Here is a 17,767-nt window from a genome sequence, read left to right as displayed (position 1 = left end):
AGCACTCTCGGTGGGGTGGCCCCGACCGATTGAGGACCCTTGATCAGCATCACCGTCACGGCGCTCGTCTTCGGCGTCATCTTCCTCGCCGAACTGCCCGACAAGACCGCGCTCGCCGGCCTCGTCCTGGGCACGCGCTACCGGGCGTCCTACGTCTTCGCCGGCGTCGCGGCGGCCTTCCTCCTGCATGTCGTGCTCGCCGTCGCGGCCGGCAGTGTGCTGACCCTGCTGCCGCAGCAGATCGTGCACGCCCTGACCGGCGTGCTCTTCCTCGGTGGCGCGGCCGTGCTCCTGCTGAAGAAGGACGAGGAGGAAGGGGAGATCCGCAAACCCGCCGACCAGTCCTTCTGGAAGGTCGCCGGCACCGGGTTCATGCTCATCCTGGTCGCCGAGTTCGGTGACCTCACGCAGATCATGACGGCGAACCTCGCGGCGCGGTACGACGACCCGCTCTCCGTCGGCCTCGGCGCGGTGCTCGGCCTGTGGGCGGTGGCCGGACTCGGCATCGTCGGCGGCAAGGCGCTGATGAAGAGGGTGCCGCTTCGGCTGATCACGCAGATCGCGGCCGTGCTGATGCTGGTGCTGGGCGCGTGGAGCCTGTGGGCGGCGATCGCGGGCTGAGCCGGACGCGCCCCGGTGAGCGCCGTCCATGCCGGCTGAAGACTCGGTGAACGCTCGGCGAAGGCGGTGGCGGAATGGCGTCCCCGTTTTGTACCGTGGAGAAACAAAGTGGCTCCCGCCCGTTTTCCCTGACCGGCGGGCGGGGCCGCTCTGTTTTGCTTTGCCCGGCCTGCCTAGGAGCTGCCCGATGACGGCCACCGTCCTCACCGCCCGCGCCCTCCTGCTCGACATGGACGGCACCCTCGTCAACTCCGACGCCGTCGTCGAACGCATCTGGCGGCGCTGGTCCGAGCGGCACGGGCTGGACGGCGACGAGGTCATGAAGGTCGTCCACGGCCGCCAGGGGCACGCCTCCATGGCGGTGCTGCTGCCGGACCGGCCGATGCAGCAGAATCTGGCGGACAACGCGCGGATGCTGGCCGAGGAGACCGCCGACATGGACGGTGTGGTGGAGGTCCCGGGTGCCGCGGCCTTCCTCGCCTCGCTGAGCGGGCTGCCGCACGCCCTGGTGACCTCGGCGGACGTGCCGCTGTCGACGGCACGGATGGGCGCGGCCGGTCTGCCGCTGCCGGCGGTGCGGATCACGGCGGAGTCGGTCGGCGCGAGCAAGCCCGACCCCGAGGGCTTTCTGAAGGGGGCGGCCGAGCTGGGGGTCGCTCCGGTGGACTGTGTGGTGTTCGAGGACTCGGGCGCGGGTATCGCGGCGGGGCGCGCGGCGGGGATGCGGGTGGTGGGTGTCGGGGCCCGGGCGGCCGTGCACGGGCCGGATGCGGTGGTAAGGGACCTGACGGGGGTACGGGTGGAGGCGCTGGGGGACGGTTCACTCCGGGTGCACCTCGGCTGAGACTGGGGGTGTGGACGCTTACCGGCGCTCGCAGGGCGCCGCCCGCGCCCACCCGTGCCGCCCCAGCGGCACGACTGCCCGCGGCTGAGAAGGAGCGGCGGCCGAAGCGCCCCGCAAGGGGCGCGGGGAACTGCGCGACCAGCCCCCACCGGCCCGCACTCGCCCACAACCGAGACGGGCTCCTACGGTTCGGTCGTCTCCGACTCCAGCGCCGCTCGCGTAGCCGTCCCGTACACCCCCGACTCGTCGGTCAGGATCCCGCGCGCCAGTTGGTACGTCCGCACCGCGTCCTCGGTCCTCTGGTCGTAGTGACCGTCCGCCCTGCCCGAGTAGAGCCTCAGCTGCGCCAGCCGCTGCTGGAGCTCCGTCACCTCGGCACCGCTGTCGCCGGGGCGGAGGACCGGTGCCGAGGTGGGCCGGGCGGAGGCGGCCGTGCCGGTCGCCGACGCCGACCGGGTCGGCGTGGCCGAGCGGGACGCGGTGACGGACGGGCTCGCGCTCACCGTCCGTGAGGGGGAGGCCGTGGGCGACGCGCTCGCGTCGGCGGACGCGGACGGCACGGCCGACGTCGGGGCTCCCGCCGAGGCCACCGCCGCCGCAGGCGACCCCGTGCTCGGTGTCACGTCGGGAACGCTCTCGCGGACGTCCGCCGGCGCCGCCCCGTCCCGCGTCGGCGTCACATGGGCGAACAGTCCGCCGGCGAAACCGGCCACCGCGAGGATCCCGATCACCGCCCCGGCGGCCGAGAGGACCAGGATCCACCGAGGGCGGCGTCGGCGGGGTTCGTCCTGGTCGGGGGAGGTCTCGGACGCGCCGTCGGGCTCCGGGGCGGCGCCCGCCGGCTCCGGTACCGCCCGCACCGGCACGGTCGCGGGCTCGACCGCCGGCAACGGCTCGGTCTTCGCGCCGTCGGCCCCCGTACCGGCCGCGGAGAGATCGACGTACGGCCGTATCCGCAGCGGGTCGAAGTCCTCCGCGGCCGCCTGTTCGACCGTACGCGCCTCGCGCAGCGCGTCGGACGCCCGCCGGGTGCAGTCGCAGGAGGGCGTGTTGTCCGCACCCCTCGGTGTCCCGCACTCCGGGCACCGGTGAGGGCCGGTCGTATCCTTCACGGCGTTCGTCCCTCCCTTCACGAACCCTCACGAACTCCACAGATTATGCGGGGCGTCCACACGTACGTTCGCCGGATCCCCTTGTCCCAGGGGGTACGAAGGGGGCTCGACGGGCCATACCGGGTGACAGCCTCCACCATGGAAGATGGCTGAAAGCACCCGGGAGGTCTCCATGGCCCTGGACATGACGTACACCCAGGCGAAGGACGCGGAGCACGTACCCGGCAATGTGCTCGTACCGATCGGTGCGCTGCTGCTCGGCCTGCTGCTGGCCGCGCTGGACCAGACCATCGTGTCGACCGCGCTGCCGACGATCGTCAGTGACCTGGGCGGGCTTGAGCATCTGTCGTGGGTGGTCACCGCCTATCTGCTGGCCTCCACGGCCGCCACCCCGCTGTGGGGCAAGCTCGGCGACCAGTACGGGCGCAAGCGGCTCTTCCAGACGGCGATCGTGATCTTTCTCGTCGGGTCGGCCCTGTGCGGGATGGCCCAGAACATGGGCGAGCTGATCGGCTTCCGCGCGTTGCAGGGGCTGGGCGGCGGCGGGCTGTTGGTGCTGTCGATGGCGATCGTCGGGGACATCGTGCCGCCGCGCGAACGGGGGCGCTACCAGGGGCTGTTCGGAGCCGTCTTCGGCGCGACCAGCGTGCTCGGGCCGCTGCTCGGCGGGGTGCTGACCGAGCATCTGAGCTGGCGCTGGGTGTTCTACGTCAACCTGCCCGTCGGCGTGGTCGCCCTCGTCGTGATCGCCGCCGCGCTGCGCACACCGCGCAGGACCGCCCGCCACCGCATCGACTATCCCGGCACGTTCCTGATCGCCGCCGTCGCCACCTGCCTGGTGCTGGTGGCCTCGCTGGGCGGGACGACATGGCGCTGGGGGTCGCCGCAGATCATCGGGCTCGCGGTGCTCGGGGTGCTGCTGGCCTTCGCCTTCGTGGCCGTCGAGCGGCGGGCCGCCGAACCCGTGCTCCCGCTGAAGCTCTTCGGTATCCGCACCTTCTCGCTCGCCGCCGTGATCAGCTTCATCGTCGGCTTCGCGATGTTCGGCGCCATGACCTATCTGCCGACCTTCCTCCAGGTCGTGCAGGGCATCTCGCCGACCCTGTCGGGTGTGCACATGCTGCCGATGGTGATCGGCCTGCTGCTGTCCTCCACCCTCTCCGGCCAGATCGTCAGCCGCACCGGTCGCTGGAAGGTCTTCCCGGTCGCCGGCACCGCCGTCACCGCCTTCGGGCTGCTGCTGCTCCACCGGCTCGACGAACACAGTTCGACGCTCGAGATGAGCAGCTACTTCTTCGTCTTCGGCCTGGGCCTCGGACTGGTCATGCAGGTGCTGGTGCTGATCGTGCAGAACTCCGTCGCCTACGAGGATCTCGGCGTCGCCACCTCCGGCGCGACCTTCTTCCGCTCCATCGGTGCCTCCTTCGGCGTGGCCATCTTCGGCTCCGTCTTCGCGAGCCGCCTCGCCGACAAGCTGGCCGGCGCCTTCCATGGCGTCCGCCTGCCGCCCGGTGTCACTCCGGGCGCCCTCAAGGCGGACCCGCGCGGCATCGCCGGACTGCCGCCCGCGCTGCGGCCTGCGGCCCTGCACGCGTACGCGTCCTCGATCACCGACGTCTTCCTGTACGCCGCTCCGGTGGCCGCTCTCGGCTTCGTCCTCGCCTGGTTCCTCAAGGAGGACCGGCTGCGCGGCTCGGTCACCGCACCGGACGCGTCGGAGACCATCCCGCCCAACCCGGTGCAGCGGTCGTCGTACGACGAGTGCTGCCGGGCCCTGTCGCTGCTCGGCACCCGCGAGGGCCGCCGGGAGATCTACCGGAAGACCAACGAGCGGGCCGGGGTGGACCTGCTGCCCGCGGCCGGCTGGCTGCTGCTGCGGATCCGCAGGTACGGCTCGGTGGAGCCGGGCCGGCTCGCCGAGCGCGGCCCCGTCCCGATGGCCGTCGTCCTGGAGGGCGCCCGCCAGCTGGAGGAGCGGCACCTCGCCGACCGCCTGGGCCTCGACCTGACCCTGACCGAGCAGGGCCGCGTGATCGCCGACCGGCTCGCCGGGGCCCGCGAGGAGTCGCTGGCCGACCTGCTCGGCGACTGGTGGGGCCCGGACCGGCCCACCGACCTGGACCGCCTGGTGCGGGAGCTGACCGACGAGTTGTGCGGCACCGAACGCGAGCAGCCGCAGCACTCGGCGCCCCGGCGGATCAGTTGACGAGTTCCTTGCGGAACCAGTGCTCGGCGTGGATGTCGTCGTTGTGCGGTTCGGTCTCGGTGTAGCCGAGCCGTGCGTACAGGGCACGCGCCTCCACGAGGTCGGTGCGGGTGTCCAGGACGATCCGCCCGGCCCCGAGCGCGCGAGCCGTGTCCTCGGCGGCGGCGACGAGCAGGGCCGCGCCGCCCCGGCCGCGCAGTCCCCCGTGTACGAAGACCCGGGTCAGCTCGGCGGTCGCCGCGTCCAGGAGCCGTACGCCCGCGCTGCCGGCCGGCGCACCGTCGTACCGCGCGACCAGCAACCGCCCGGTGGGCGGTGCGAGTTCGGATCCCTGCCGGGCGGCGATCTCCCGTTCCAGCTCGGCCGGGTCGGTGCGCCGGCCCTCGTGGCGCAGGTACCAGCGGTCGCTGACCTCGGTGTAGTACGCCCGCCACAGGGCGGCGGCGACCGGCGAGTCGGGGTCTTCCGGGGTGATCGTCCAGGAGGTCATGGACCGTAGTTTCGGACGGGCCCGGGTGGGTCGGGCAACCGGATTTCGGGTGGGCCCGGTTCGGGGGGCATGTTTCGGGGCTGTTTGCGGTGCGCCATGCGGGTCACCCGGAGGACGAGCCGGCCCGTCGGGCCGAGACACCGGAAGGCAACCATGTCCACAGGCTTGATCATCGCGATTGTGATCGTGGCCGCCGTGGTCGTCGTCGCGGCCGTGTTGGCGGCCTTGCGCTCCAGGAGCAGCAGCCCGCACGGCCTGAAGCGGCGCTTCGGGCCCGAGTACGAGCGGGTCGTGGCCCAGCACGGCGGCGACACAAAGGCGGCCGAGCAGGAGCTCACCGAGCGGGTGCAGCGCCACGGCGACCTGCACGAGCGGCCGCTGGAGCCGGCGGAGCGCGAACGCTACGCGGCCCGCTGGACGACCGCACAGGAACATTTCGTCGACTCGCCCCAGCAGTCCGTGACCGAGATCGACCGGCTGCTCGCCGAAGTGGCGGCCGCCCGTGGTTTCCCGGCCGGTGCCGAGTACGAGGACCAGGTCGCCGCACTGTCGGTGCACCACGCGGACCACGTGGACGGCTACCGCCGCCTCCACCGCGTCGCCCAGGAGCCCATGGGCGGGGCCTCGCAGAGCCGGGCGGGTACCGAGGAGATGCGCACGGCCATGATCGAGGCCCGCTCCCTCTTCGACGACCTGGTGACCCCGTCGGCCGGCGGCGCCGGCCGCCACCGCGCCGGTGTCGGTGCCGACACCGGCGGCCATCTGCCCTGGTCCGCCGACCGGAGCCGCCCGAAGGAGAGCTGACCGACATGACCGACGCGAGGACAGGAACAGGCCGCGAGCCGGGGCGCGGCGACATATATCCCGGCGGCGAAGCGACGCCGGGACGCGAGGAGCGGACGGCCGACTGGGGCGACGCCTCCGTCGGCGGGGTCACCCCCGGGCAGGAGGACGTCGCAGCGGAGCAGGGCATCGCAGCGGAGCGTCCGGAAGACCGGGAGGCGCCCGGGCAGTCGGTGCTGGTGGCCGGCGACGGGCCGGGCCACGAGAGGGACGCGGGACGCGACGGCCGGCTGACGCCGGACGGCGACCGGCTGATGCCCACCGAGGAGTGCGGCCAGCTGGAGCGGCGCCTGCAGCACGCGGTCACCGGTTTCGTCGACGAGCCGCGCGCGGCCGTGGAGGAGGCCGACCGGGCCGTCGAGGAGCTCAGTGCCCGCCTCACCGACGCCGTCGAGCGGCGCCGCCGTACCCTGCGCGGCAGCTGGCAGGCCACCGAAGGGGACCACCCCGGCGCGGCCGACACGGAACAGCTCCGGCTGGCCCTGCGCGACTACCGCGAACTGGCGGACCGGCTGCTACACATCTGAGTCCGGTCCCGCCCCGGCCGCCGCCCGGCGCTCCCGCCACTCGCGTACGACCTCCTCGACGTCGTACGGCTTCTTGCCCAGCGGGGGCCCGGGCGGCGGCTTGAACATCATGTCCCGGATCTTCACGTTGACCTCTGTGATGATCTTGCGGACGATCCGCTCCGAGGCGGCCGCGTAGGCGGCCGCCAGGGCGTCCTCGGCCTCCTTGCGCAGCGCGAGGGCCGGAGGCAGCACCGCCAGGCCCTCCCGGGCCAACTTCCGCTTGATCCACCACAGTTCGTCGTACGACGTGTCCAGGTCCGCCGGCAACGGCTCGCCCGCGCCCGCGAGTTGATCGAAGTCACCGCGCCGCTGCGCATCACGGATCTGCTTGTCGACCCAGGACTCGAACGGCACCCCGGGTGGCTTTCGCTCGGTCATGACTTCATTGTGCCGGACGCCGCGCCGCCGGGCGTTTTATCATGCGCCGGAGATCCAGGAACGATTCAGGAACCGCGCAGGGGGAACGCACGTGCTCGAACTCACCATGGCCTCCGTGTCCGGGAACGCGGGCGAGACGGCCGGAATGGTCATGGCCGACGCGCCCAGCGAACCGGGCGCCGTGCTGCGAGTGGGCCGCGATGCCGCCGTCTGCCGGCTCACCACGCCCGACGACTGGCTGTTCGTCTCCCGGGTGCACCTGGAGTTCCTGTGCGGGCCCGAGGGCGGCTGGCAGGTCACCTGGCTGCGCGGCTCCCAGGCCGAACCGTCCGCCGAGGTACTGCTGACCGTCGGTGAGTACGCCCAGGCCATCGGGTACGGCGGCACGGTCGCGCTGCCCCGGGGCGGCTCCGGCGAGATCGTCGTCCGGGACCGCACCGCCCCGCGCAGCGTCAACGTGGGCTTCTACCACGAGGCTTGAGCAGCACCCCTCAGTCGAGCACCCGGGCCAGGGCGAAGCCGTCGTAGCCCTTGCTGCCGACCGTCTGGATCGCCGTGCCGCTCAGCCTCGGGTGGGCGGCGATCAGCTCGATCGCGGCGCGGGTGCCCACCACGTCCGGTTCGCTGTTCCCGGCCTCGACGACCCGGCCGCCGCGCACCACGTTGTCGACGACGATCAGGCTGCCCGTGCGGGTGAGCCGCAGCGCCCACTCCACGTAGTGCGGGTTGTTCGCCTTGTCGGCGTCGATGAAGACCAGGTCGAAGGGGGCCGGGTTCTCGTCGGCGAGCTTGGGCAGCGACTCCAGGGCGGGGCCGACCCGCACCTCGACGAGCTTCTCCAGGCCGGCGCGGGCGATGTTGCGGACCGCGACCTCGGCGTGCCGGGCGCTGTACTCCAGCGAGATGAGCCTGCCGTCGGCGGGCAGGGCGCGGGCCAGCCAGATGGTGCTGTAGCCGCCGAGGGTGCCGATCTCCAGGATGTTCCGGGCTTCCTGGATCTGCGCGAGGAGCTGGAGCAGCTTGCCCTGGTTGGCGGTCACGCTGACGTGCGGGAGGCCGCTGGCCTCGCTCTCGCGCAGGGCCGCCTGGAGCGCCTCGTCGTCCGGTGAGAGATGGCTTGTGAAGTAGAAGTCGACGTCGTCCCAGAGCTGAGAGCCGCTCATGCGTCCGCTGCCTTTCGGAAATCCGGTAACCGTCCACTGACAGTTACCTGCTTAGCACTACTGAGGCGGCACAGGGGGCGGTGGCGGCACCGGCGGTGGCGGTACGGCGGGGCGGCGGGAGCGTCGTACGGCCGCCAGGGAGGTGACCGTCACGACCAGCAGCAGCGCGGCGCCGACCGTCAGCAGCCACAGCGGGATCCCGGCCGCCTCGCGCAGCCGGTCCTCGTAGACGACCTGCTGGAAGGGGGTGTCCGAGGATGCCCGGTGCAGCACGTGGTCGTCGGAGATCCGGGACGGGTACGGGAACTCCTGGCCGATCGCCGTCAGGTACGGGGTGCCGGCGGCGAGCTCGCGGAGTTCGCCGGTCGGACGGCTGAGACGGCCGGCGTAGACGACCCTCGGGCGCTCGCCGCCGATCGCCGCGCGTGGCTCCATGCGGTGTCCGGCGAGCACGTACAGGCCCAGCGACTGCGGGGTGGCCGCGAGCTCGGACAGCCGCATCGGGTAGACCGGCTGTTCGCTGGCGAAGGCGAGGTGCAGCGGGTCGAGGGCGCCGTTCAGCGCGGAGCCCGCGGTCTCGGGGGCGAGCCTGACCGCGACGTACTCCCAGCGCTGCTCGACGTACGGCCGTAGCGCGGTGTCCAGGCGGGGCGGGAGGGGGAAGCCGTTGCTGCGCAGCCAGCCGTCCAGGGCGCCGGGGTCGGTGGCGGTCAGCTGGGCCACGTCGAACGGGCCGAGCCGCTGGCGGCCGACCACGCCGACGCGGGGGGCTCTCGCGGCGCCGTCGGGCGGGCCGGTGGTGGTGCTGCCGCCGGTGGTGAGGGGCCAGTCGCCGTTCTGGGGCCAGAAGTGGTACCGGGTGCGCCGCACCGGGGCGGTGAGGGTGTGCAGCTGGTCGAAGAGGGCCGGGTCGGCGAGGGCGACGGTGGCGCGGTGCGGGACGGGCATGATCCAGGCGGCGCGGTCGGCGTCGCCGTCGACCGTCAGGCGCATCACGATCTGTTCGCGGGTGCCGTCCCAGCGCAGGACCGACTCCTCCCGGCCGACGGTGACCTGTCGCTGGTCGCCGGGGACGAGGGCGCCACAGGCGCACGCGAAGGCGGGAGCGGAGAGCCGGCCGAGCTGGATGCCGGCGAGAAGGAGGAGGACCGTGAGTACGCGTCCGCGCCCGACCATGAACCGATGCCCTCCGACCGTCTGTGGATCAGGACTACAGACGGTATAGCGGAGGGCAGGGTTCCGTGACCTCTTCCGGACAGTGCCTCAGCTGGAGCCCTCCACCGAAGGAGCCGAGCCCGGCAGCGGCTTGCCTGCTGTCTCTGTCATGCGCCAGGCCGCGAAGCCGCCGATGACCGCGGCCGCCATCATGTAGTACGCGGGCATCATCATGTTGCCGGTCGCTCCGATCAGGGCCGTCACCACCAGCGGGGTCGTGCCGCCGAACAGGGACACCGAGACGTTGAAGCCGATCGACAGGGAGCCGTAGCGGACCCGGGTCGGGAAGAGGGCCGGGAGGGCCGCCGGCATCGCCGCCGTGAAGCAGACCAGGAGGAGGCCCAGGGCGCCCATGCCGAGGCCGACGGCCAGCAGGCTGCCCTGGCGGATCAGCAGCACGGCCGGGACGGAGAGGAACAGGAAGCCAGCGCAGCCCGCGGCGATCACCGGGCGGCGGCCGACGCGGTCGGTCAGTGCGCCGGCGAACGGCTGGACGATCATCATCAGGGCCATGACGGCGAGGACCACCAGCAGGCCGTGCGTCTCGTCGTACTTCAGCTCGCTCGTCAGATAGCTCGGCATGTAGGACAGAAGCATGTAGTCCGTGACGTTGAAGACCAGGACCAGGGCCATGCACAGGAGCAGGGCCTTCCACTGGCCGGTGATCATCTCGCGCAGCGGGACCTTCGGGCGGGACCGCTCGGACTTCTCGACCTCCGCGGCGAACGCGGGGGTCTCCTCCAGACGCATCCGCAGGTAGAGGCCGATGATGCCCATCGGTCCCGCGATCAGGAACGGGATGCGCCAGCCCCAGGAGGTGAGGTCACCGTCGGAGAGCAGGGCCGTCATCAGGGTGACCAGGCCCGCGCCGCCGATGTAGCCGGCCAGCGTGCCGAACTCCAGCCAGCTGCCGAAGAAGCCGCGTTTCTTGTCCGGCGCGTACTCGGCGATGAACGTGGACGCGCCCGCGTACTCGCCGCCGGTCGAGAAGCCCTGGACCAGGCGGGCGGCGAGGAGCAGGATCGGGGCGCCGACGCCGATCGTCGCGTACGAGGGGATCAGGCCGATCGCGAAGGTGCCGGCCGCCATCATGATCATGGTGATGGCGAGGACCTTCTGGCGGCCCACCCGGTCGCCGAGCGGGCCGAAGACCATGCCGCCGAGCGGGCGGACCAGGAAGGCCGCGGCGAAGGCGCCGAACGTCGACAGCAGTTGGGCGGTCGGGTTGCCGGACGGGAAGAAGACCTTGCCCAGGGTCACCGCGATGTAGCTGTAGACGCCGAAGTCGAACCACTCCATGGCGTTGCCGAGCGCGGCCGCCTTCACGGCGCGCTTGACCAGTGCCGGGTCGGTGACGGTCGGCGGTCGGGTGGCCGTGCGGGGGCCGGGGATCTTGACGGACGGGTTGACGGCTGTGGCTGTCGCCAAAACGGGGCTCGCCTACCTTTCGACGGGGACAGGGGCGCGGCCCGTGCGGCGCCGGACGGGTCGAAAAGCGACGATAGGAGAATCCGGGCCCGTTACGTCGCGTACACGCATCCGTGCACTGTGCAGCTAAATGCGGTGTGTGCAGGGACGTATGCCCGCTCCCACGGTTGTATGCGGGCCGCGCACTGTGATCCTTGTCGCGCCCGATCGAGGCAACCGCACCCCCTGCGCACTGCCGTCTTCCGGACAAAACATGGGCGGACGTCAGGTGAAGAAGGGGTTGCCTGCGTCTCTGTCCGAAGGGGGTGGGAGCCTCATAGGGTTCTCAGGGTTCTCAGGGTTCTCAGAGCGGACGAGCGGGGCGGGAGGCCGACGGGGCGTGGCGAACGTGGAGCACAGTGCAAGACCGGGGGGCGCGTTCGGGGCAGCGGGAGCGGAGCCAGGAACACGGTTCAGGATGGCCCGGCTCGGCCTGTGGGCGGTGGCCGCGATCCTCGCCGTACGGCAGATGGCCGCCGTCCTCGGCACCCCGAGCGGGGAGCGGCTGACGGATCTGGAGACCTGGGTCGGCCCTGAGGGCGTGCTGCACGTCAAGGGCTCGCTCTACGACTCGACGCGGTTCACCGGTTCGCCGTTCGGCGGGCTGGTGCTCAAGCCGCTCACCAGGGCCGCCGAGCAGGCTCTCGGCTGGGGCTGGACCTTCGGCACGCTGCTGCTGGTGGTCGCTCTCGGCCTGGTCGCCGCCCGGGCGCTGCCCCAGCCGGTGAGCCGCCGTACCGCGCTGCTGGCCGCCCCGGTCGCCATCAGCCTGCTGATGCTCTCGCTGCCGGTCCGCAACACCCTCTGGCTCGGCCAGACCAGCATCATCCCGGTGCTCCTCGTCCTGCTCGGCTGCTTCGCCGTGCGCGGGGAGCGGGCCGGCGGGCTCTGCATAGGCCTGGCCGCCGCCCTCCAGCCGGCCGTGCTGCTGTTCGCCCCGCTGCTGTGGTTCACCGGCCGTCGCCGGGCCGCGATCGCCACCGGCGTCACCTTCGCCGCGTGCACGGCGCTGGCCTGGGCGGCGATGCCGCACGACTCGTACACCTACTGGGTCCACCACATGGCCGGCGTCGGCCTCGGCGGCAAGGCCGACGCGCTCGCCAACCAGTCGCTGCACGGCGCCCTGCTGCGGTTCGGGCTGAGCGGCCCGCTGGAGATAGTCCTGTTCCTGGCGCTCGCCGCGACCGTGGCCGTGCTCGCGCTGCGCCGCGCGGTGCGCTACGCCCGGGACGGGCAGCTGCTGCTCGCGGTCGCGATCACCGGCTGCGCGGTGGTGGCGGTGTCACCGGCCGCCTGGCAGCACCAGCTGTTGTGGGTGCTGCTCGCGGTGGTCGGGCGGGCCGGGCGGCGCGCCGCCGACCGGTCGGTGTGGCCGGTAGTGGTGGTCCTGGTGATGACGTTGCCCGCCAAAGCACTGCTGCCGAACCAGTCCCTCTTCGTCCCCGTGCGTGACAACGCCGTCCTGCTGGCCGCCCTGGCCGCGGCCACGGTCGTACCCTTCCTGTCCCGTACCGCACCGGAGTTCGCCCGGCCCATCCCGACGAACTACGCGGAGCCGGTGCCGGCCCGCTTCCGCCGGGTGCCGCTGACCCCCTCGCTGCGCCGGGTGCTGACCCGGCCGAACCTCTTCCTCGAACTGCTCGCGATACGGCTCGTCTACTTCGCCTACCAGCAGATCCGGCTGGCCGCCGCCGGGGACGGGAACGGCACCTCCGGGCGGGCCCGGGCCGAGCACCACGGGCACCAGATCCTCGACATCGAGCGGTTCCTGCACCTCGACATCGAGCACTGGGCCAACCACGCCGTGTACGGCATCGGCTGGCTGCAGGACTTCTTCGACTTCTACTACGAGTCCTTCCACTTCGTCGCCCCGCTGACCGTCCTCGCGGTGCTCTGCGTCCGCCGCCCGGTCGACTACCGCTGGGCGCGCACCGCCCTCGGCTTCGCCACCGCCTTGGCCCTGATCGGCTTCTGGCTCTACCCGCTGGCGCCGCCGCGGTTGCTGCCGGGCCTCGGTGTCATCGACACGGTCCACGGTCCGCAGGACTTCGCCAAGCCGGACTACGGCACCCTCACCCAGCTGACCAACCAGTACGCGGCGATGCCCTCGCTGCACTTCGGCTGGTCGCTGTGGTGCGGGATCGTGATCGCCGTCGTCGCCCCGAAGCGGTGGATGAAGGCACTCGGCCTGCTCCACCCCCTCTTCACGGTCTCGGCGATCATCGTCACCGGCAACCACTGGGTCCTGGACGCGGTGGGCGGCGCGGCGGTGGTCGGCGCGGGCTTCGGGGTGGGGTATCTGCTGCAGGGCCCGCGGGCCCGGATGGTCAAGGCGGCGGCGGTCAACGACATGGACCGGGAGGCGGTACCGGCGCCGGGCTGACGCCGCACCGCCCCTGCGGGCAGGCCGAGGGCCTGTCTGGCAATTCCCGTCGTCGCCCGGAGGGCGGCCTCGCGGCGTCAGGCGCGTGCTCTGGGGTCCCCCCGGCCGAAGGCTGGGGGAGCGTGCACGGCGTCGCGAGGCAGACGGGAATTGTCAGAGTCCTAGCTAGAGCCGTTGGATGATCGTCCCGGTGGCCAGGCCGCCGCCCGCGCACATGGTCACCAGGGCGAACTCCTTGTCCGTGCGCTCCAGTTCGTGCAGGGCCGTGGTGATGAGGCGGGCGCCCGTGGCTCCCACCGGATGGCCCAGGGCGATCGCGCCGCCGTTGACGTTGACCTTGTCCAGGTCCTGCTCGAAGACCTGGGCCCAGCTCAGCACCACCGACGCGAACGCCTCGTTGATCTCGACCAGGTCGATGTCCCTCAGGGTCATGCCCGCCTTGCCGAGCACGGCCCGGGTCGCGTCGATCGGGCCGTCGAGGTGGAAGTGCGGGTCGGCGCCGACCAGGGCCTGCGCGACGATCCGGGCCCGGGGGCGGAGCTTCAGGGCGCGGGCCATCCGCTTCGACGCCCACATGATGGCCGCCGCGCCGTCCGAGATCTGGGACGAGTTGCCCGCGGTGTGGATCGCCGTCGGCATCACCGGCTTCAGGCCGGACAGCGCCTCCATGGACGTGTCCCGCAGGCCCTCGTCCTTGTCGACAAGACGCCACATGCCCTGACCGGCGTGCTGCTCCTCCTCTGTCGTCGGCACCTGCACGGCGAAGGTCTCCCGCTTGAAGCGCTCCTCGGCCCAGGCGTGCGCCGCCCGCTCCTGCGAGAGCAGCCCGAGCGAGTCGACGTTCTCCCTGGTCAGGCCCCGGTGGCGGGCGATGCGCTCGGCGGCCTCGAACTGGTTGGGCAGATCGACGTTCCACTCGTCGGGGAAGGGCTTGCCCGGCCCGTGCTTGGAGCCGGAGCCCAGCGGCACTCGCGACATCGCCTCGACCCCGCAGCTGATCCCGACGTCGATGACCCCGGCGGCGATCATGTTCGCGGTCATGTGCGAGGCCTGCTGCGAGGAGCCGCACTGGCAGTCGACGGTCGTGGCCGCCGTCTCGTACGGCAGCCCCACGGTCAGCCAGGCCGTACGCGCGGGGTTCATGGACTGCTCGCCGGCGTGGGTCACCGTGCCGCCGACGATCTGCTCGACGCAGTCGGCGGGGATGCCGGTGCGGCCGAGGAGTTCACGGTAGGTCTCGCCCAGGAGATAGGCGGGATGGAGATTGGCGAGCGCGCCACCGCGCCTGCCGATGGGGGTGCGTACGGCTTCGACGATCACGGGTTCCGCGGCCATGGGGGCTCGGTCCTCTCCTCGGTCACCCGCGCGGCGCAGGGGCGTCCCGGCCCGGCCCGCCACGCAGAACTAGAACGCGTACTAGTTCTGTGTGCAGTCTGCTGACAGCCCGTCCACAACCGCAAGAGGGATGCATGCAATTGGAGTGACCGTGCCCCTTGCGACTTGTAGAACCCGTTACTACCTTCACGGCAACCGGCCGTTTCTGACGGCCCGTCAGAAGGCTGTCGTAAGACAGTCGCAAGGCATACGTATCCAGGTTCGTACACGGTGGGAGTGAGTCGCCATGCCCTGTCCCGCGCTGCCCGACGGGTTCGACCTCACCGACCCCGATCTGCTCCATCACCGCGTGCCGCTCCCGGAGTTCGCCGAGCTGCGCCGGGCCGAACCGGTCCGCTGGATCGAACAGCCCCACGGCACGGCCGGCTTCGCGGACGACGGCTACTGGGCCGTCACCCGGCACGCGGACGTCAAGTACGTCTCCACCCACCCCGAGATCTTCTCGTCCTGGCTCAACACCGCGATCATCCGCTTCACCGAGCACATACCGCGGGACGCGATCGACGCCCAGCGGCTGATCCTGCTGAACATGGACCCGCCCGAGCACACCCGGGTCCGCCAGATCATCCAGCGCGGCTTCACCCCACGCTCCATCCGCGCCCTGGAGGAGCGGCTGCGCGACCGGGCCGGGGCGATCGTCGCATCCGCCCGCGCCCACTCGGGACCCTTCGACTTCGTCACCGAGGTCGCCTGCGAGCTCCCCCTCCAGGCGATCGCCGAACTGATCGGCATCCCCCAGGACGACCGGGCCAAGATCTTCGACTGGTCCAACAAGATGATCTCCTACGACGACCCCGAGTACGCGATCACCGAGGAGGTGGGCGCCGAGTCGGCCACCGAGCTGATCGCCTACGCGATGAACATGGCCGCCGACCGCAAGCAGTGCCCGGCGCAGGACATCGTCTCCACGCTGGTGGCGGCCGAGGACGAGGGCAACCTGAATTCCGACGAGTTCGGCTTCTTCGTGCTGATGCTCGCGGTGGCCGGCAACGAGACCACCCGCAACGCCATCACCCACGGCATGCACGCCTTCCTCACCCATCCCGGGGCCTGGGACCTCTACAAGCGCGAGCGCCCGTCGACCGCCGCCGAGGAGATCGTCCGCTGGGCCACCCCGGTCAACTCCTTCCAGCGCACGGCCACCCAGGACACCGAGCTGGGCGGCAAGCTGATCCGCAAGGGCGACCGGGTCGGCGTCTTCTACGCCTCGGCCAACCACGACCCCGACGTCTTCACCGACCCCGACACCTTCGACATCACCCGCGACCCCAACCCCCACCTCGGCTTCGGAGGCGGCGGCCCCCACTACTGCCTGGGCAAGTCGCTGGCCGTCCTGGAGATCGACCTGATCTTCAACGCGATAGCCGACGCGATGCCGAGCCTGCGCCTGGTCAGCGACCCGGACCGGCTGCGCTCCGCGTGGATCAACGGCGTGAAGCACCTCCAGGTCACCACGTCGTAGGCCCCCGACCCGGGCCGACGGCTCCCGGCGCCGCCGGCCCGCCTCGAGGGAGGCAGGAGCACCCCCTTCCCACGCCCCGTTCCTGCCTCCCCCGAGACGCCGGTACCGCGCACTCCGGTCCGGTCACTCCGGTCTCCAGTCACTCCGGTCACTCCGGTCACTCCCGTCCGGACGCCACCACCATCAGTACCCCGGAGACCGCCGCCGCGATGAGCAGGGGGAAGCCGAGGTCGATGTGGAGGACCAGCCAGGCGCCCAGGACCGCGCCGGCGATCAGCGCGAGGACCGCGGCCGCGCGGCGCGGGGAGCGGGGGTTGGTGGCGTCGCCGAGGCGGGACTCGGAGACGAGGCCGGTCAGGGTCGTGGTCAGGACCGTGGTGGCGGTCAGGTCGGGGACACCCAGCTTGCGGACGTTGGCGTTGCGCAGGCCCATCGCGAAGGCGGTCAGCGCGATCAGGATGTACGTGGTGGCCGTTGCGCCGGGCCGGGCGAAGGCCACCACGGCCGACACGGCCAACAGGACGGCCTCCGCCGCCAGGGTCACCCGCACCCACCGCCTGCGGGAGCCGCCGCCGAACCGGGCCGCGACCCGGCCGCCCACTGCCGCGCCCAGCAGGAAGGCGGCCAGGGAGGTCGCCGAGTGGGGGACGGAGAAGCCAGGCGCCCCGGCGGCCGCGAAGCCCAGGACCACCACGTTGCCGGTCATGTTCGCGGTGAAGACATGGCCCAGGCCGAGATAGCTGACGGCGTCGATCAGGCCGCTCACCACGGTCAGGGCCAGCAGGACGAAGACCATCCGCACACCGCGGGTCTCGGGATCGCGGGCGGGTGTCGCCGTGGGCATCGCTCCTCCGGGTGTCGCGCCGGACCAGGTGGCTCGGTGGGTCCAGAACCCGGTGGGTCCGGGCCTCCGGGGCCTCCGGGGCCTCCGGGGCCTCCGGGGCCTGCGCGGGGTCTCTGGGATCTCTGGGGCCCCAGTCCACCACGTCCGGACATACGTCGGCACCCTCGCCCGGGAGGAGGGGGCGAGGGTGCCGAGGTTCAGGGGGAGCGGGTCGGCCGGCTCAGTACCAGCCGTTGGCCTGCCAGAAGCTCCAGGCGGCCGTCGGGCTGCCGTAGCGGGAGTTCATGTAGTCCAGACCCCACTTGATCTGGGTGGCCGGGTTGGTCTTCCAGTCGGAACCGGCGGACGCCATCTTCGCGCCCGGCAGGGCCTGGACCAGGCCGTAGGCGCCGGAGGAGCTGTTGGTGGCGCTGGGGTTCCAGCCGCTCTCATGCGAGACGATCTTGCTGAACGCGTTGAACTGCGCGGCGTCCGGGATCATCTTGTGCGCGATCGCCTGAGCGGAGGAGGCCGAGGTGGTGGCGGCCTGGGCGGGCGCCGCGCTCAGCGCCATACCGGCGGTGGCGGCGGCCACGGCGGCGGCGGTGAGGACCTTCTTCGGGGAGGCGATGCGGCGGATGACGGACACGGACACGGAGAACCTCGTTCTTCGGGGACAGGGAGTCGCCGTGCTCCGGAACCACCCGTGGTCGGTGGCCGTGTGCGTCGGCTCCGTGACCCGCTGGGGGCCGGTGGTGCCTGGCGACGTCGTCCAGAGAAGCAGGCCGGAAACACG

17 protein-coding genes are annotated in these 17,767 nt (G+C 72.0%); 8 read left to right on the top strand and 9 right to left on the bottom strand.

What is annotated here, in order from left to right; translation table 11 throughout:
- Positions 1-39: 39 nt before the first annotated feature.
- On the top strand, positions 40-621 hold the full coding sequence (locus ACZ7OO_RS09385) for a TMEM165/GDT1 family protein (RefSeq protein WP_471503113.1): 582 nt from the start codon (positions 40-42) through the stop codon (positions 619-621).
- A 187-nt stretch (positions 622-808) separates the two neighbouring features.
- The gene (locus ACZ7OO_RS09380; RefSeq protein WP_471503111.1) at positions 809-1,465 is read left to right on the top strand and encodes an HAD-IA family hydrolase; all 657 of its coding nucleotides are present in this window, start codon (positions 809-811) and stop codon (positions 1,463-1,465) included.
- 182 nt (positions 1,466-1,647) lie between these two features.
- Here ACZ7OO_RS09380 and ACZ7OO_RS09375 read toward each other — a convergent pair whose 3' ends face one another.
- The gene (locus ACZ7OO_RS09375) at positions 1,648-2,577 is read right to left on the bottom strand and encodes a peptidoglycan-binding domain-containing protein (protein WP_471503109.1); all 930 of its coding nucleotides are present in this window, start codon (positions 2,575-2,577) and stop codon (positions 1,648-1,650) included.
- Positions 2,578-2,749: 172 nt separating this feature from the next.
- Here ACZ7OO_RS09375 and ACZ7OO_RS09370 point away from each other — a divergent pair, with 172 nt between their 5' ends.
- The gene (locus ACZ7OO_RS09370; protein ID WP_471503418.1) at positions 2,750-4,783 is read left to right on the top strand and encodes an MDR family MFS transporter; all 2,034 of its coding nucleotides are present in this window, start codon (positions 2,750-2,752) and stop codon (positions 4,781-4,783) included.
- On the opposite strand, the gene ACZ7OO_RS09365 is transcribed toward ACZ7OO_RS09370, so the two are convergent.
- Positions 4,776-5,273, bottom strand: a complete 498-nt coding sequence (locus ACZ7OO_RS09365; RefSeq protein WP_471503107.1) for a GNAT family N-acetyltransferase — start codon at positions 5,271-5,273, stop codon at positions 4,776-4,778. The genes ACZ7OO_RS09370 and ACZ7OO_RS09365 overlap by 8 nt on opposite strands.
- 153 nt (positions 5,274-5,426) lie before the next feature.
- On the opposite strand from ACZ7OO_RS09365, the gene ACZ7OO_RS09360 reads away from it, so the two are divergent.
- Positions 5,427-6,077, top strand: coding sequence for a hypothetical protein (locus ACZ7OO_RS09360; RefSeq protein ID WP_471503105.1), 651 nt, complete (start codon positions 5,427-5,429; stop codon positions 6,075-6,077).
- 5 nt (positions 6,078-6,082) lie between these two features.
- Positions 6,083-6,643 carry a hypothetical protein gene (locus ACZ7OO_RS09355; protein ID WP_471503103.1) on the top strand — a complete coding sequence of 187 codons (561 nt, stop codon included), beginning with the start codon at positions 6,083-6,085 and terminating at the stop codon, positions 6,641-6,643.
- On the opposite strand, the gene ACZ7OO_RS09350 is transcribed toward ACZ7OO_RS09355, so the two are convergent.
- Positions 6,632-7,063, bottom strand: coding sequence for a DnaJ family domain-containing protein (locus tag ACZ7OO_RS09350; RefSeq protein WP_352218624.1), 432 nt, complete (start codon positions 7,061-7,063; stop codon positions 6,632-6,634). The genes ACZ7OO_RS09355 and ACZ7OO_RS09350 overlap by 12 nt on opposite strands.
- A gap of 91 nt (positions 7,064-7,154) precedes the next feature.
- Here ACZ7OO_RS09350 and ACZ7OO_RS09345 point away from each other — a divergent pair, with 91 nt between their 5' ends.
- A complete protein-coding gene (locus ACZ7OO_RS09345; RefSeq protein WP_471503101.1) occupies positions 7,155-7,544 on the top strand; it encodes a hypothetical protein in 390 nt (129 codons plus the stop codon).
- 10 nt (positions 7,545-7,554) lie between these two features.
- Here ACZ7OO_RS09345 and ACZ7OO_RS09340 read toward each other — a convergent pair whose 3' ends face one another.
- The 3 genes from ACZ7OO_RS09340 to proP all read right to left on the bottom strand — a co-directional run bounded on the left by ACZ7OO_RS09340 (position 7,555) and on the right by proP (position 10,869).
- Complete coding sequence (locus tag ACZ7OO_RS09340; RefSeq protein WP_471503099.1) at positions 7,555-8,226, bottom strand: O-methyltransferase; 672 nt, start codon at positions 8,224-8,226, stop codon at positions 7,555-7,557.
- Between the two features lie 57 nt (positions 8,227-8,283).
- Positions 8,284-9,402: a DUF2330 domain-containing protein gene (locus ACZ7OO_RS09335; protein ID WP_471503097.1), complete on the bottom strand. Its 1,119-nt coding sequence runs from the start codon at positions 9,400-9,402 to the stop codon at positions 8,284-8,286.
- Between the two features lie 87 nt (positions 9,403-9,489).
- Positions 9,490-10,869 (bottom strand): glycine betaine/L-proline transporter ProP, encoded by a 1,380-nt coding sequence (gene proP / locus ACZ7OO_RS09330; RefSeq protein ID WP_471503095.1) that lies wholly within the window; start codon positions 10,867-10,869, stop codon positions 9,490-9,492.
- 379 nt (positions 10,870-11,248) lie between these two features.
- Between proP and ACZ7OO_RS09325 the strand changes: the two genes are divergently transcribed.
- The gene (locus ACZ7OO_RS09325) at positions 11,249-13,291 is read left to right on the top strand and encodes a bifunctional glycosyltransferase 87/phosphatase PAP2 family protein (RefSeq protein WP_471503093.1); all 2,043 of its coding nucleotides are present in this window, start codon (positions 11,249-11,251) and stop codon (positions 13,289-13,291) included.
- A 165-nt stretch (positions 13,292-13,456) separates the two neighbouring features.
- On the opposite strand, the gene ACZ7OO_RS09320 is transcribed toward ACZ7OO_RS09325, so the two are convergent.
- A complete protein-coding gene (locus ACZ7OO_RS09320) occupies positions 13,457-14,626 on the bottom strand; it encodes a steroid 3-ketoacyl-CoA thiolase (protein WP_471503091.1) in 1,170 nt (389 codons plus the stop codon).
- A gap of 286 nt (positions 14,627-14,912) precedes the next feature.
- Between ACZ7OO_RS09320 and ACZ7OO_RS09315 the strand changes: the two genes are divergently transcribed.
- A complete protein-coding gene (locus ACZ7OO_RS09315; protein WP_471503089.1) occupies positions 14,913-16,148 on the top strand; it encodes a cytochrome P450 in 1,236 nt (411 codons plus the stop codon).
- A gap of 157 nt (positions 16,149-16,305) precedes the next feature.
- Here the strand turns inward: ACZ7OO_RS09315 and ACZ7OO_RS09310 are convergent, their stop codons facing one another.
- Together ACZ7OO_RS09310 and ACZ7OO_RS09305 are read right to left on the bottom strand one after the other, a co-directional pair.
- Entirely contained in the window at positions 16,306-16,992 is a 687-nt protein-coding gene (locus ACZ7OO_RS09310; protein WP_471503087.1) for a YoaK family protein, read from the bottom strand.
- A gap of 220 nt (positions 16,993-17,212) precedes the next feature.
- On the bottom strand, positions 17,213-17,626 hold the full coding sequence (locus ACZ7OO_RS09305) for an aggregation-promoting factor C-terminal-like domain-containing protein (RefSeq protein WP_471503085.1): 414 nt from the start codon (positions 17,624-17,626) through the stop codon (positions 17,213-17,215).
- Between the last annotated feature and the right edge of the window lie 141 nt (positions 17,627-17,767).

It is taken from the genome of Streptomyces sp. NPDC111744 (assembly GCF_055634995.1).
The sequence above is the reverse complement of the archived record's forward strand: the minus strand, read 5'-3'. Positions and strand labels throughout refer to the sequence as shown.